Consider the following 13,154-nt stretch of genomic DNA (forward strand, 5'->3'; position numbering starts at 1 on the left):
CGCGCAAACGCTAGGCGACGGTTCCGCACACCGTTCGCCATCCTCGCCACCTGCCAAAGATGAAACCCAGAGACATTGCGTCCTATGTCTTCCTGGCCCTGATCTGGGGCCTGTCGTTTCTTGTCCTGCTGAAGACAGTCCACGCTTTCGGCTGGATCGGCGCGGTGACCTTGCGCGCCTTGATCGCCGGCGGCGCGCTGTTCCTGCTGGCGACGATCACACGCCGGCGACTCGACTTCAGCGCCGGCTGGCGCCATTTCGCGGCGGTCGGCGCGACAACCGTCGCCGCTCAATTGATCGGGCTTTCCTTTGCCACGCCGCGCATCGGCACGGCGATGGCAGCCATCCTCGTCGCCGCCATCCCGCTCTTCTCGATGATCCTCGGCCGGCTATGGGGCCTGGAGCGCATTACGCTGCGCGGACTGTCGGGGCTGCTGATCGGCACCGCCGGCATCGGGCTTCTGGTCGGCTTCCCGGCAGTCCCGGTGACACCGTCGTTCCTGGTCGGATGCGCCGCCTCGCTGTTCAGCTCGTTCTCGGCGGCGTTCGGCAGCAACTATGTGAGCCGCCACCTTCGGTCGGTCGGTTCGCTCGAAGTCACCAGCGCGGCTTTCTTTTTCGGCGGACTGATGACGTTGCCCTTGTTGTTCTTCGTACCGGTGCCGGCTGTGCCGCGTGTCGTCGATTTCCTCTATCTCGCCATTCTGAGTTGCGTGATGAGCGCGCTGACCTATGTCGTGTATTTTCGTCTCGTCGCGAGCATAGGCGCCACCAAGACCATCAGCGTCGAATTCGCGGTGACGGTGGTCGCGGTCCTGGTCGGCACGATGCTGCTCAAGGAGCCGATGTCGCCCATTCAGGGTTTTGGCGCCGCGGCGATCATTGCCGGCTGCGTGCTCGTTCTCGACCCTTTTCCGCGCCGTGCCAAATCGTTGCCCCAGGCTGCGCCCTTGCCATCGGCCACGCCTTTGGTGTAACCCATGCCCATTCTCGAACGTCCCGGAAAGGAGGGCTGCGTGTTTATCGATCACCATCGTCAGCGTGGCCCGATTTGTGCCCTGCGAGCTTGCTTGCAGGGCTGACCAGGACGGTCCGGGTTTTCCCGTTTCGATTTTTTGGTCTGCCCTTTCGTGGTGCCGCTAGCCCGAGCCCGATGCCGGTATGCGCACCGTCCAAGTGCATCAGCCGGACTTTGCCTCCGGCAGACCAGAGAAATCACAATGGCCCTGATCAGCCTCAAATCTCTCGGCGTCACCATGAGTGCGCCGCTGTTTTCCAATCTCGACCTCACCATTGGCGCCGGCGACCGGCTCGGCCTCGTCGCCGCCAACGGGCGTGGCAAATCCACCTTGCTCAAATGCCTGGCCGGCGAGTTGGAACCGACCTCCGGCGACATCACAAGGTCGCGCGGCCTGCGTGTCGGCCATGTCGAGCAATCCGTTCCCGAGGCGCTGCTCGACCGCGGCTTCCACCATGTCGTCGCCGATGCCTTGCCTGCCGAGCAACGCGACAGCGAGTTGTGGCGCGTCGACGTGGTGCTGGATTCGCTCGACGTGCCCGAAGAGATGCGCAACCGGCCGCTATGCGCTTTGAGCGGCGGCTGGCAGCGGCTGGCGCTGATCGCCCGCGTCTGGGTCACCGATCCGGATGTGCTCATGCTCGACGAACCGACCAACCATCTCGACCTTGCAAGGATCAGCCAGCTGGAGACATGGCTGAACGCGTTGCCGCGCGAGGTGCCTGTCGTCATCGCCAGCCACGACCGTGCCTTCCTCGATGCAGTCACCAACCGCACCTTGTTCCTGCGCCCAGACGACTCGCCCGTGTTTGCGCTGCCCTATTCGCGCGCTAGGCAGGCGTTGGATGAGGTCGATGCCTCGATGGAGCGCAAGTTCCAGCGCGACATCAAAGTCGCCCAGCAGTTGCGCCGGCAGGCGGCTAAGCTCAACAACATCGGCATCAACTCGGGCAGCGACCTGCTGACCGTGAAGACCAAGCAGCTCAAGGAGCGTGCCGAGAAGCTGGAAGATGCGGCCGTGCCCGCGCATCGCGAGCGCTCGGCCGGCGCGATCAGGCTGGCCAATCGCGGCACGCACGCCAAGGTGCTGATCACGTTGGAGGACGCCGCGGTCGAAACGCCCGACGGCACACTGCTGTTCAGGACCGGCAAGCGCCACATCTGCCAGGACGATCGCATCGTGCTGCTCGGCCGCAACGGCGTCGGCAAGACGCGTTTCATTGCGATGATCCGCAACGCCATCGCCGAGCCGGGGTCGGTTGCGAGCGTCAAGGTGACGCCGTCGACCGTGCTCGGCTACGGCGACCAGGCGCCGTCGGGCACCGGCGGCGACGACACGCCGCTGGCGATGGTCTCGCGTCGCTTCGAGGTCGGCGAACAGCGCGCCCGCTCGCTGCTTGCCGGCGCCGGCGTCGTCATCGAGATGCGGGACAGGAAGATCGGCGCCTTGTCGGGCGGCCAGAAGGCACGGCTGATGATGCTGGTTCTGCGCCTCGCCAACCCCAACTTCTATTTGCTCGACGAACCGACCAACCATCTCGACATCGACGGCCAGGAGGCGCTGGAAGGAGATTTGCTGAAACATCAGGCGAGCTGCCTGCTCGCCTCGCATGACCGCTCCTTCATCCGTGCCGTCGGCAACCGCTTCTGGCTGATCGAGAAACGGCGGCTGGTCGAAGTCGACGACCCGCAGGCGTTCTTCCGCTCGGTCGCCGAAACGACCAGCTGAGAGGCGGTACACCTGCCGGGCCGGCATTACTTTTCCGCCTGCTAAAAAAGGAGCATGCTGAGTTGCTTAGCCATGGAGGGAACGGCCCATGCGTGCAGTGGATATCGTCAGCAATCTTTACAAAGCCTATGCGGACCGTGACATCGAGGGCGCCTTGGCGCACTGCGCCGAGGATGTCGTGTTCCGGTGGATTGCCGACCCTCGGCAATCGCGTCACGCCGGCACCGCGCACGGCAAGCAGGAATTCCTCGCCAGGCTCCTGGCTCTCGACGATGACTTCGAATACCGGCGCTTTGTCCCGGTCGAGATCGTCGACGGCGGCGACAAGGTCGCGGCGCAGGTCGAGATCCACATGACACGCCGCGCCACCGGTGAGGAGTTCGTCATGCGCACCGCCAATTTTTGGACGGTCCGCGACGGGCAGATCCTCGAGATGGTCGAATATTACGACACCGCGCTGGCTGCGTCGGTGTTCTAAAAAAGATTGCTGCGATCTGTCGGATCGCGAATTGCCGCCTCGTCCTTGGAATGCCGACACGATGATGCCGGCGTCAACCAGGGAGAATTGTCATGTCGGTACTGTCATCCATTGGACGCCTCGCCAACCGGTATGCCGCGGCGCGTGCCCGCCATCGCAGCGAGCGCATCCTGCTTTCTCTGCCCACCGAGCTGCGCAAGGACATCGGCTTTCCGGAGATTTTCGAAACGCGGGAAAGCCGCCGCGCGGCTACCTTCTCGGCGAAGATCATATAAGCGGCACTTTCAACGCGATTGTCTTGCAGCGCCGGTCGCCCGAACCATCCTGACCTTGGCACTTCAAAAATATTTCGAAGGCCATGTAGGATCGCCGCCGCTTCATCCGTCCTTTGGGTCGCAAGCTGGATCAACCCCGTGAAGAGGAACGCGAGAATGAACGACCAGACCCCGCCCCGCGCCAAGGTTCTTGGCGGATTGACCCCGTATCTGCAGGTCGACGGCGCCATCAAGGCCGCCGAGTTCTACAAGAAGGCTTTCGGCGCGGAAGAAGTGTTTGCCTATCCGCCGGACGACAAGGGCCGCACCATGCACATCCATCTCTACGTCAACGGCTCGACGCTGATGCTGGGTGATGCCTATCCGGAACACGGCCACCCGCATCAGGCCGCGCAGGGCTACACGCTGCAGCTCCATCTCGGCAGCGACGACATCGACGCCTGGTGGCAGCGCACCGTCGATGCCGGCTGCGAAGTCGTCACGCCGCTGCAGGTGATGTTCTGGGGCGACCGCTGGGGCCAGGTGAAAGACCCCTTCGGCGTCGCCTGGGCGATGAACGCGCCGGTGAATGGCTGAAACCTGCCTCTCCCCCTGTGGGAGAGGTCGGATTGCCCCGAATTGCCCTTCGCAATTCGGTTGGCAATCCGGGTGAGGGGTAGCTTGGCGCCAAGCTGGAACACCCCTCATCCGACCGAGCTTCGCTCGGCCACCTTCTCCCACAGGAGAAGGAATACCGCCACCAAAGAGGAGACCGCCATGTCCTATGTCGATGCCTTCGTGCTCGCCGTACCGAAGGCAAATCTCGATGCGTACAAGAAGATGGCCGAGAACGCCGGCACCGTCTGGATGGAACACGGCGCGCTCGCCTATGTCGAATGCGTCGGCGACGACGTGCCCTATGGTGAGCTGACCTCGTTCCCGCGTGCCGTTCAGGCAAAGGACGACGAGACCGTTATCTTCGCCTGGGTCGTCTATGAGTCCAGACAAAGCCGCGACGCGGTCATGGCCAAGGTGATGGCCGATGAGCGTCTCAAGATGGACTGGTCCGCCATGCCGTTCGACGGCAAGCGCATGATCTTCGGCGGCTTCCAGCCGTTCGTGGAGCTCTAGGCGGGTGCCGACACCGAAACTCGTCTTCATTTCTCAAGATAGGACCGATGTATGCGCAAGCTGATCGTATTCAACAGCATATCGCTCGACGGCTATTTTACCGACGGGCACGGCGCCATGGACTGGGCGCACAGCCAGGATCCGGAATGGAACGCTTTCGTGGCCGACAATGCCAAGGGCGGAGGCATGCTGGTGCTCGGCCGCGTTACCTACGACCTGATGATCCAGTTCTGGCCGACGCCGCTGGCTGCGCAGATCGCACCGGTGGTGGCAGAACGCATGAACGCCATGCCCAAAGTCGTGTTTTCCCGAACGCTCGACACGGCAAGTTGGAACAATACCGAGTTGGTCAAAAGCGGTGCGGCGGCGAAGGTTCGACACCTGAAGCAGCAGCCGGGCAATCACATGACGATCCTGGGGAGCGGCAATCTCGTCGCTCAATTGGCCGAGGAGAACCTTATCGACGAATACCAGTTCGTCATCGTTCCGGTCATGCTTGGCGCCGGCAGGACGATGTTCGAAGGCATCGGCAACCGGCTCAATGTGAAGCTGGCCCGGTCACAGGCCTTCGGCAACGGCAACGTCTTGCTGCGCTATGAGCAGAAGGCGCGGGCCGCCTGATGCATCCAAAGGGTCAGGACGACGTTCAACCGACGTCATCCTGATCCGGCACGCAACATAGGTCTGGCTGTTCAGCCCAGCTTGACCAGCAGCGGCTTCAGCCGATCCCCATAGCGCTTCCACAGATCGACCGAGCCCTGATACATCGGCTGGCGCACCTGCGCCGCCGATGCGGTGCGCACCGGCCGGTCCGTCTCGTGGAACGACAGCACCTTGTCGTCCCAGGGCAGGCCGAGATGCGTCATCAGCGTCCTTGTCTGCCCTTCCTGGTCGGCGACGAAATCCTCGTAGCGCACATCATGCACGACGCCCGGCAGCACTTTGTGCCAATGCGCCATGATGTCGGTGTAGAGGTTATGGAAATCGGCGAGTTCGCCGAGATCGTAACCATAGCGGTGGCTGTCGCCGCGGAAATGCATCTTGAAGATCGACAGGCATGTCGCCGCCGCGTCGCGTGCGCAATGGATGATCTTGGCCTTCGGCAGCATCATGTGCAGGAAGCCGATCAACATGAAGTTGCCCGGCATCTTGTCGGTGACATGGCGGAAGCCCGGATAACGGCTATGCAGCATGTCGAGATAGGCCTGGCCGGCTTCAGCGAAGGCCTTGTCCGGCATGTCGGCGACCCCTCCGGGAAATCCAGCCGGTATGCTCATCGGAAACTGTTTGCCGACGGCCGTCTTCAGGATGTTCAACTCGCCCGCGCCGAAAACCTGCGGGTGGCTGGCGATGATCTGTTCGACCAGCGTGGTGCCGGAGCGCGGCATGCCGACGACGAAGATCGGGGCATCGTCGGAAATGTCGCTCGGCTTGTGCTTCTCGAAGAAGGCCTTGTCGAAGACCGTCTTCATCGCCTCGAACTCGCTGCGTGTCCTCACCGGATCGTAGTCGATGCCCTGGCGGCGGATGGCATTGCCCTCGGCGAAATAGTCGAAGGCGCGGCCATAATCCCTGAGGTCGTCATTGACCTTGCCGAGACCGAAGGAAAGCTGCATGCGCGCCAGGCTGCCCTGCGGCGCCTTGGCATGCTCTGCCTCCATGCCGGAAAGCTCCTTGTCGCGCTCCGTCTGGCGCTTGACCTGCGTCAGCAAAAGCCAGGCCTTCGCCATCGCCGGCGCGACCGCCACCGCCTGGCGGGCAAGATCGGCGGCTTCGTCCAGCTTGCCCTTCTCCATCATGGCGACGCCCAAGCCATAAAGCAGTTCCGGATCCTTTGGCCGGATCGACAAGGACTCGCGGAACAGAGTGATCGCCTCGTCGAGGCGCGCAGCTTCCTGCAGCGTTTCGGCGAGGCCGACGCGCGCACGGACATGAAATGGATTGCGGCCGATCGTGCCGCGATAGATCTCCTCGGCGGCGTCGAACTGGCCTAGCTGCTTCAGCGACGAACCGAGATTGTCGCGCGCGGCCAGTTGCTCCGGCCGGATGTCCACCGCACCGCGGAAGAAATCGACGGCGGCGGCGACGCGGCCGAGGTCGCGCATGACAGTGCCCATATTGTTGAGGAAGTCGGCGTTCCCGGGCTGCAGCGTCACCGACTGCTCGATGAGCTCGAGCCCCTCCTCGCTGCGTCCGGTCTGGTGCAGCAGCAATCCGAGGAAGTGCGATGCGGCGGCATGGTTCGGCTGCTGTCCCAATACCTGCCGGTAGAGTGCCTCGGCTTCCTCGCGGCGGCCGGCCTGGTGCAGCTGCAGCGCCCGCTGCACATAAGGATCGAGCGGACTCGCCGAACCCGGCTTGCCACCCGCGTTTGCCGCTCTTCTCTGATCTCTGTTAATGGGAAACCTGCCGTGTTTGTTGGTCCGTCGGACCTAAGCCATGCGGGCGAGAGATTCAAGACTAATGCATGTCGCCCAAAAGTGCGCAGCGGTTTTGAGATAACGACATGCATCAAAACAAAGACTAAAAGCGCGTCGCCTGAATCCGTTTCATCACGACGCGCTTTAAGCATCACCACACGCTTTGCCGTACCCATATCCGCCTCTGGAGACCGGCGCCGCAATCTTTTCAGCAAGGCCCATCACCAACGATGCGATAATCCGCTGCGCGGGCCTCGCATGCATTCGGGAAGGTGCGCACTTGCCCATGGCGCCTGGCGCAGACCGGGGCGTATTCGCGTGTGCAGAACGTCTGCTCGCCGCCTCCACCGCCACCACGGCAAGGACCGTCACGCACGGTGCGGTACCCTTCCCTTTCGGCCAGGCAGGCATTGGCGAAGGTCTGGCGGTCGCCGTCGCGCCGGGCACAGACCGGTTGATACTGCATGGTGCAGAGCTGCGGATGCGGCCTTGGCGGGCGCGGGCGCGGCCCGTCGTCGACGACGACAGTACAGGCCGCCAGCAGCGCGGACAGGATGAAAATGACCAGGCCTTGCCGAGAGATCGCAAGAAATCGCATGTGCCCCTCCTCTATCCGGCGCCGCAATGCCGGCTCGCGATATCCTCGCATCCTCTGTGGCGAACACAACCATCATCAGGCCGAGTACCCGCATTCGAGTGCCTTCGCGCTGGCCCATGCTTGGCCCGTCTCTGGCCGATGCCCCATGGAGGCACGGGGTCTATCGAGGCCCAGCGTTGGACGCGCCACAGGCCGCCCGCGACCGTCATCTTGCAACTATCACGGTTCCGTGTAATAAAAATCAGGTTCGGGCATTTGCGACCCGGAGAGCGGAACGTTTTGGACGACCTTTCCCCGATAAGTGTGAATCTCTGACAGCCCCGTTTTTCGGCGGGGGGTTTGACCATGCGCGAATGCATGACCGCCGAAGCAACCACCGGGATTTGCCCGAGGCGCGAGGCAGCGGGCAAACCACACAAGACTGACACGGGTGAAGGAGTTTTCCCCAATGGCCCAGACCGGTACCGTTAAGTTCTTCAATGCCACCAAAGGCTTCGGCTTCATCACGCCGGATGGCGGCGCAAAGGACGTGTTCGTCCACATTTCCGCGATCGAGGCATCTGGCCTGCGCACGCTGGTCGACGGTCAGAAGGTCACCTTCGACGTCGAGCCGGACCGCATGGGCAAAGGCCCGAAGGCAGTCAACCTGCGCGCAGCCTGACCGTCGCAACCAGCCTGTCCTTGCGGATGCAATGATGCGGCAGGATCGTGAACAGGCTTCTGGACAGGCCTGAAAATGCAAAGGCGCGACCGAACCGTCGCGCCTTTTTTGCACCCAAATGCCTGGGTCGGCAGGCGAAAACTTTCTCTTGCCGATAGCGCTAAAATAAAGGACAAATTTCCTCTCGGGCAGTTTGCCGGCCCGAGACTTGACTTGATGGGATCAAAGGAGTTTCCCATGCCGCAGACCGGCACCGTCAAATTCTTCAACCATGCCAAGGGCTTCGGCTTCATCACGCCCGATGATGGCGCGAAGGATGTCTTCGTCCATATCTCGGCTGTGCAGGCGTCGGGCCTTCCCGGTCTTGAGGATGGGCAGAAAGTGACGTTCGACACCGAGCCGGACAAGCGCGGCAAGGGTCCGAAGGCCGTCAATCTGTCGATCGGCTGATCCGGCTCACGACAGGTCCGACGGAGGCTGTTCAGGCGGGGCCGCTCCTGCCCGGAACGGGTTGTGCCCAAGCCTCGAAAAAATAGCCTCCTCCAAAAAATCGATTGCGCCGATTTCCGTTCAGCCTCCGTTCAGCCACGGTCTTCTATTAATCTTTGCTAAAGCCGGTTCGCATCCCCTGAAAAATGCGCGGGCCGGTGCGAAGGAGACCGAAATGAACCGTTTTCTCAAGACCGCCATCCTGACCGCGGGCATTGCCGCGACCACCTTGGCCACCTTCTCGGCGGCCAATGCCGACGACTGGCGCTGGCACCATCATCGCCATCATGGCGGCGACGCCCTCGCCGCCGGCGTTGTCGGCCTCGCGGCAGGCGCCCTGATCGGCAGCGCGCTCAGCAATCCCGGACCGAGATATTACGATCCGGCCTATGACGACGGTTATTATGCCGGCCGGCCGGTGCGTCGCTACTACGTCCAGCAGCCGCGCGTCGTCTATGCCGACCGCTATGCCGAGCCGTGGACCCGGGCCTGGTACGAGTATTGCTCGGACCGCTACCGCAGCTTCAATTCCCGGACCGGCACTTTCACTGGCAGTGACGGCGACCAGCATTTCTGCGTCGCCAACTGACCGAAGTAATTCCAGAAAACGGCTCGGCTCCTTCGCCGTAGCTTTCCGTCTGGAATTGCGTCCAACAAAGACTGGGTTCCCTGCCCAAGCAAAGCGCTGCCTGTCGGCGGCGCTTTTCTTTTGCAAAGTGCGGGTCAGGTCAGAAACGGATTGGTCCGCCGCTCATCGCCAAAGCGGCTGCCCGGTCCATGGCCGCAGATGAAGCCTATATCGTCGCCAAGCGGCAGAAGCTTTTCCTTGATCGAGGCGATCAGCGCGGCATGATCGCCGCCGGGCAGATCGGTGCGACCGACCGAGCCGCGAAACAGCACGTCGCCGACATGCGCGAACTTGGCCGCGCGGTTATAATAGACGACATGGCCCGGCGCATGCCCTGGGCAATGCAGTACCTCGAACACATGATTGCCGAACGACACCGTCTCGCCTTCGGCGAGAAAGCGGTCCGGCACGCAATTGCGCACGCCGGCGATGCCATAGCGCCTGCCCTGGTTCTCAAGATTGTCGAGCAACATCTTATCGGCCTCGTGCGGGCCGATGATGTCGATGCCCAGCGCATCCTTCAGTTCCATCGCGCCGCCGGCATGGTCGATATGACCGTGTGTGATCCAGATAGCGCCGGCTGCAATCGCATTGTCCTTCAGCGCCTTGAGCACCTGGTCGATATCGCCGCCGGGATCGACGACGACGCCCGTCTTGTCGTCCATGTCGAATAGGATGGTGCAGTTCTGCTGGAACGGCGTAACCGGCACGATGCCGGCATTGAGCTGACCCATAGCTTTCCTTTCGGGATGTCGCCCTGATGTAGAGGCCCCTGATGTAGAGGCCATGGCGAGCCGCGTCCACCGTCGGCCGAAGCGAATAATCCTCGAAAAGAAATGGGCGGCCGAAGCCGCCCATGCGCAGGCCCGAAGGGTATATCTGGGCCTATTTCTTCATGGCGCCCATGACCGCGCCGATGATGGCGGTCAGGATGGCGCCGCCGCCGGCACCACCGACGATGTTTGGAATGTTCAGCGAACTGCCCAATCCGCCTGCGGCCGCTGCAGCCGCCGCCGGATCAACCGTGCCGCCGCCGAGCAGGCTGCCCAGGATGGCCGCGCCGCCGACGCCGCCGATCGCGCCGCCGAGGATTTTAGGAAGCTGACCCAGTGCCGCCTGTTTGAACGCCGCGCCGACCGCCTGGCCGCCGATGACACCCGTAATCACCTGAATAACGATCGCAACGAGCGTGTTCGTATCCATGTACCTAGTCCCTCCATAGCCGCCAGCCTCCTCGGGCCGACGCCATCATGAGACGCCGAATTGTTCGAAAGTCAAATGCACAGATGCTGAAATAAAAGGGGCGGCTCGAAAACCGCCCCTGTTGCATAAAAAAGCTGTGACTATCGCTATTCTGCGGCGATGGCGCGCTTTGGCTGCACCGCGGCAGAATAGTCGTTCATCAATGTCTTGGCGATGTCGCCGACCTCGAATCGGTAAGGACCGATCTCGGAAACCGGCGTGACTTCGGCGGCCGTGCCGGTGAGGAAACACTGTTCGAAGCCCTCAAGCTCCTCCGGCATGATGACGCGCTCGATCACTTCGAAACCGCGGTCCTTTGCCAGGCCGATCACCGTGCGGCGGGTTATGCCGTCGAGGAAGCAGTCGGGCGTCGGCGTATGGATCTTGCCTTCCTTGACGAAGAAGATGTTGGCGCCCGTGGCTTCCGCCACCTGGCCACGCCAGTCGAGCATCATGGCGTCGGCGTAGCCCTTGGCCTCGGCGGCGTGCTTGGACAGCGTGCAGATCATGTAGAGCCCGGCGGCCTTCGACTTGGACGGCGCGGTGCGCGGATCGGGCCGGCGCCATTCGGCGATATCGAGACGGATGCCCTTGAGCTTCTGCGCGGGGTCGAAATAGCTCGGCCACTGCCAGATGGCGATGGCGCAATTGATGCGGTTGTTCTGCGCCGAAACACCCATCTGCTCGCTGCCGCGCCAGGCGATCGGCCGCACATAGGCGTCCTGAAAACTCTGCTTCTTCAGAAGCGTGCGGCAGGCCTCGTCGATCTCGGCGACCGGATAGGGAATCTTGAAACCGAGCAGACGCGCCGATTCATGCAAGCGCTCATTGTGCTCGGTCAGCTTGAAGATCTGGCCGCCATAGGCGCGCTCGCCCTCGAAGACGGCGCTGGCGTAGTGCAGGCCGTGGGTCAGCACGTGGATCTTGGCGTCGGCCCATTTGACGAACTCGCCGTTCATCCAGATGAAGCCTTCCAATTGATCGAAGGGAACGGATGCCATGGAAACCTCCCGCGGGCGGGCGCCCGCAAATCGTTGCGTCATATAGCCTTCGTGCCGGCCCCGCCGCAGGATCCGAAACGCTGGCCAGTGCTTGAAAGCGTAGGCGGATATTTAATCCGTGGCAAACTCAGGAAGTTCCGGAAAAACGGCTTCTGCTTGCCTTTTCGTTCGCAATCCGCCGAAAAGCTTGTCAAAAATTATCATTGCCCGGAAATTACGTCAATAGTACTGACATAATTCCCGCCTCGCATGGAGAAATGATGACGAGCCCCGCAGCCGGAAAACCGATCAGGACGGCGATTACCGATGAGGACGGCATCGACTTCGCCATCATCGAACTGTTTTTCTTCGCCTATCGCGATTTCACCTCCGATCCGGATCAGATCCTCGCCGATTACGGCTTCGGCCGTGCCCATCATCGTGTGCTGCACTTTGTCAACCGCAGGCCGGGCCTCACCGTCGCCGAACTGCTCGACGTGCTGAAGATCACCAAGCAGAGCCTTGCTCGGGTTTTGAAGCAGTTGATCGACACCGACCATATCGTCCAGGTGCAGGGTCCGCGCGACCGCCGGCAGCGCGAACTCTACCCGACCGCCAAGGGTCGCGCCTTGGCCCTGGCACTGGCGCGGCCACAGTCGCGCCGCATCCGTGCGGCATTGGAAGATTCCGGAGCCACCGAACGCACCACGATCGAGCGTTTCCTGGAAGCGATGGTCAATCCGGAACTAAGAGCGCAGATCGACATTGTGCCTGCGCAAACATCGGGGAAGAACCATGGAGACCATTGAGAAGGTTGATCATCCGGCCGCGCCCGACGATGACGCGCCGCACCTTCTGGTTGTCGATGACGACACGCGTATCCGCAACCTGCTCAAGCAGTATCTGTCCGAGAACGGTTTTCGCGTCACCGTCGCCGGCAATTCCGGCGAGGCCAGGCGCAAGCTTGCCGGCCTCGACTTCGACCTTTTGGTGCTCGACGTCATGATGCCGGGCGAAACCGGCGTCGACCTCACCAAGGCGCTGCGGGCCGAGAAGAACGTGCCGATCCTGATGCTGACGGCGCTGTCCGAGACCGACAGCCGCATCACCGGGCTGGAAGCCGGCGCCGATGATTACCTGCCGAAACCCTTCGATCCGCGCGAGCTCATCCTGCGCATCAACAATATCCTGCGCCGTGGCGGCCCGGCGGCGACACCGAAGGTGGAACAGCTGGTGTTCGGGCCCTATACATTCCAGATCGCCAAGCGCGAATTGAAGCGTGGCGGCGAGGCGCTTAAACTGACCGACCGCGAGCAGGAGATCCTCGCGATCTTCGCCGCGCGAGCGGGCGAGACCATACCGCGCCATGAACTGGTGGGCGATGAATCGGATGTCGGCGAGCGCACCATCGACGTGCAGATCAACCGGCTGCGCCGCAAGATCGAGCGCGATCCGTCCAACCCGGTGTGGCTGCAGACGGTGCGCGGTATTGGGTATCGGCTCAGCGTCGAATAAGTTAGCGTCGA

Annotated in this window: 17 protein-coding genes; 12 read left to right on the plus strand and 5 right to left on the minus strand. The window is 62.3% G+C overall.

Annotated elements, in window-relative coordinates; all coding sequences use genetic code 11:
- Nucleotides 1–59 precede the first annotated feature (59 nt).
- From RFM68_RS19930 to RFM68_RS19960, 7 genes are all read left to right on the plus strand, one after another.
- Nucleotides 60–977 (plus strand): DMT family transporter, encoded by a 918-nt coding sequence (locus RFM68_RS19930; RefSeq protein ID WP_320234711.1) that lies wholly within the window; start codon nucleotides 60–62, stop codon nucleotides 975–977.
- A 243-nt stretch (nucleotides 978–1,220) separates the two neighbouring features.
- The gene (locus RFM68_RS19935; protein WP_320234712.1) at nucleotides 1,221–2,747 is read left to right on the plus strand and encodes an ABC-F family ATP-binding cassette domain-containing protein; all 1,527 of its coding nucleotides are present in this window, start codon (nucleotides 1,221–1,223) and stop codon (nucleotides 2,745–2,747) included.
- An 88-nt stretch (nucleotides 2,748–2,835) separates the two neighbouring features.
- Nucleotides 2,836–3,225, plus strand: a complete 390-nt coding sequence (locus tag RFM68_RS19940) for a nuclear transport factor 2 family protein (protein ID WP_320234713.1) — start codon at nucleotides 2,836–2,838, stop codon at nucleotides 3,223–3,225.
- 92 nt (nucleotides 3,226–3,317) lie between these two features.
- On the plus strand, nucleotides 3,318–3,500 hold the full coding sequence (locus RFM68_RS19945) for a hypothetical protein (RefSeq protein WP_320234714.1): 183 nt from the start codon (nucleotides 3,318–3,320) through the stop codon (nucleotides 3,498–3,500).
- Nucleotides 3,501–3,656: 156 nt separating this feature from the next.
- The gene (locus RFM68_RS19950) at nucleotides 3,657–4,076 is read left to right on the plus strand and encodes a VOC family protein (RefSeq protein ID WP_320234715.1); all 420 of its coding nucleotides are present in this window, start codon (nucleotides 3,657–3,659) and stop codon (nucleotides 4,074–4,076) included.
- Between the two features lie 180 nt (nucleotides 4,077–4,256).
- Nucleotides 4,257–4,610, plus strand: coding sequence for a DUF1428 domain-containing protein (locus RFM68_RS19955; RefSeq protein ID WP_320234716.1), 354 nt, complete (start codon nucleotides 4,257–4,259; stop codon nucleotides 4,608–4,610).
- A 51-nt stretch (nucleotides 4,611–4,661) separates the two neighbouring features.
- Nucleotides 4,662–5,231, plus strand: a complete 570-nt coding sequence (locus RFM68_RS19960; protein WP_320234717.1) for a dihydrofolate reductase family protein — start codon at nucleotides 4,662–4,664, stop codon at nucleotides 5,229–5,231.
- A gap of 71 nt (nucleotides 5,232–5,302) precedes the next feature.
- Here the strand turns inward: RFM68_RS19960 and RFM68_RS19965 are convergent, their stop codons facing one another.
- Nucleotides 5,303–6,937, minus strand: coding sequence for a tetratricopeptide repeat-containing sulfotransferase family protein (locus RFM68_RS19965; RefSeq protein ID WP_320234718.1), 1,635 nt, complete (start codon nucleotides 6,935–6,937; stop codon nucleotides 5,303–5,305).
- A gap of 301 nt (nucleotides 6,938–7,238) precedes the next feature.
- Nucleotides 7,239–7,628, minus strand: a complete 390-nt coding sequence (locus RFM68_RS19970; RefSeq protein WP_320234719.1) for a Kazal-type serine protease inhibitor domain-containing protein — start codon at nucleotides 7,626–7,628, stop codon at nucleotides 7,239–7,241.
- Between the two features lie 448 nt (nucleotides 7,629–8,076).
- On the opposite strand from RFM68_RS19970, the gene RFM68_RS19975 reads away from it, so the two are divergent.
- The 3 genes from RFM68_RS19975 (at nucleotide 8,077) to RFM68_RS19985 (ending at nucleotide 9,367) form a co-directional block, all read left to right on the plus strand.
- On the plus strand, nucleotides 8,077–8,289 hold the full coding sequence (locus RFM68_RS19975) for a cold-shock protein (RefSeq protein ID WP_006202520.1): 213 nt from the start codon (nucleotides 8,077–8,079) through the stop codon (nucleotides 8,287–8,289).
- 237 nt (nucleotides 8,290–8,526) lie between these two features.
- Nucleotides 8,527–8,739, plus strand: a complete 213-nt coding sequence (locus tag RFM68_RS19980; RefSeq protein ID WP_006202521.1) for a cold-shock protein — start codon at nucleotides 8,527–8,529, stop codon at nucleotides 8,737–8,739.
- A 214-nt stretch (nucleotides 8,740–8,953) separates the two neighbouring features.
- Complete coding sequence (locus tag RFM68_RS19985; protein WP_320234720.1) at nucleotides 8,954–9,367, plus strand: BA14K family protein; 414 nt, start codon at nucleotides 8,954–8,956, stop codon at nucleotides 9,365–9,367.
- Nucleotides 9,368–9,501: 134 nt separating this feature from the next.
- On the opposite strand, the gene RFM68_RS19990 is transcribed toward RFM68_RS19985, so the two are convergent.
- The 3 genes from RFM68_RS19990 to RFM68_RS20000 all read right to left on the minus strand — a co-directional run bounded on the left by RFM68_RS19990 (nucleotide 9,502) and on the right by RFM68_RS20000 (nucleotide 11,649).
- Nucleotides 9,502–10,140: an MBL fold metallo-hydrolase gene (locus RFM68_RS19990; protein WP_320234721.1), complete on the minus strand. Its 639-nt coding sequence runs from the start codon at nucleotides 10,138–10,140 to the stop codon at nucleotides 9,502–9,504.
- A gap of 151 nt (nucleotides 10,141–10,291) precedes the next feature.
- Nucleotides 10,292–10,609 carry a hypothetical protein gene (locus RFM68_RS19995; RefSeq protein WP_320234722.1) on the minus strand — a complete coding sequence of 106 codons (318 nt, stop codon included), beginning with the start codon at nucleotides 10,607–10,609 and terminating at the stop codon, nucleotides 10,292–10,294.
- A gap of 146 nt (nucleotides 10,610–10,755) precedes the next feature.
- Nucleotides 10,756–11,649, minus strand: coding sequence for a branched-chain amino acid aminotransferase (locus RFM68_RS20000; RefSeq protein ID WP_320234723.1), 894 nt, complete (start codon nucleotides 11,647–11,649; stop codon nucleotides 10,756–10,758).
- A gap of 257 nt (nucleotides 11,650–11,906) precedes the next feature.
- Here RFM68_RS20000 and RFM68_RS20005 point away from each other — a divergent pair, with 257 nt between their 5' ends.
- Complete coding sequence (locus RFM68_RS20005) at nucleotides 11,907–12,437, plus strand: MarR family winged helix-turn-helix transcriptional regulator (RefSeq protein WP_430694891.1); 531 nt, start codon at nucleotides 11,907–11,909, stop codon at nucleotides 12,435–12,437.
- The gene (locus RFM68_RS20010) at nucleotides 12,424–13,143 is read left to right on the plus strand and encodes a response regulator (RefSeq protein WP_040989639.1); all 720 of its coding nucleotides are present in this window, start codon (nucleotides 12,424–12,426) and stop codon (nucleotides 13,141–13,143) included. The genes RFM68_RS20005 and RFM68_RS20010 overlap by 14 nt, the downstream gene beginning before the upstream one ends.
- Nucleotides 13,144–13,154: the final 11 nt, after the last annotated feature.

Origin of the sequence: Mesorhizobium montanum (genome assembly GCF_033977145.1) — a bacterium.
GTDB lineage: Bacteria > Pseudomonadota > Alphaproteobacteria > Rhizobiales > Rhizobiaceae > Mesorhizobium > Mesorhizobium montanum.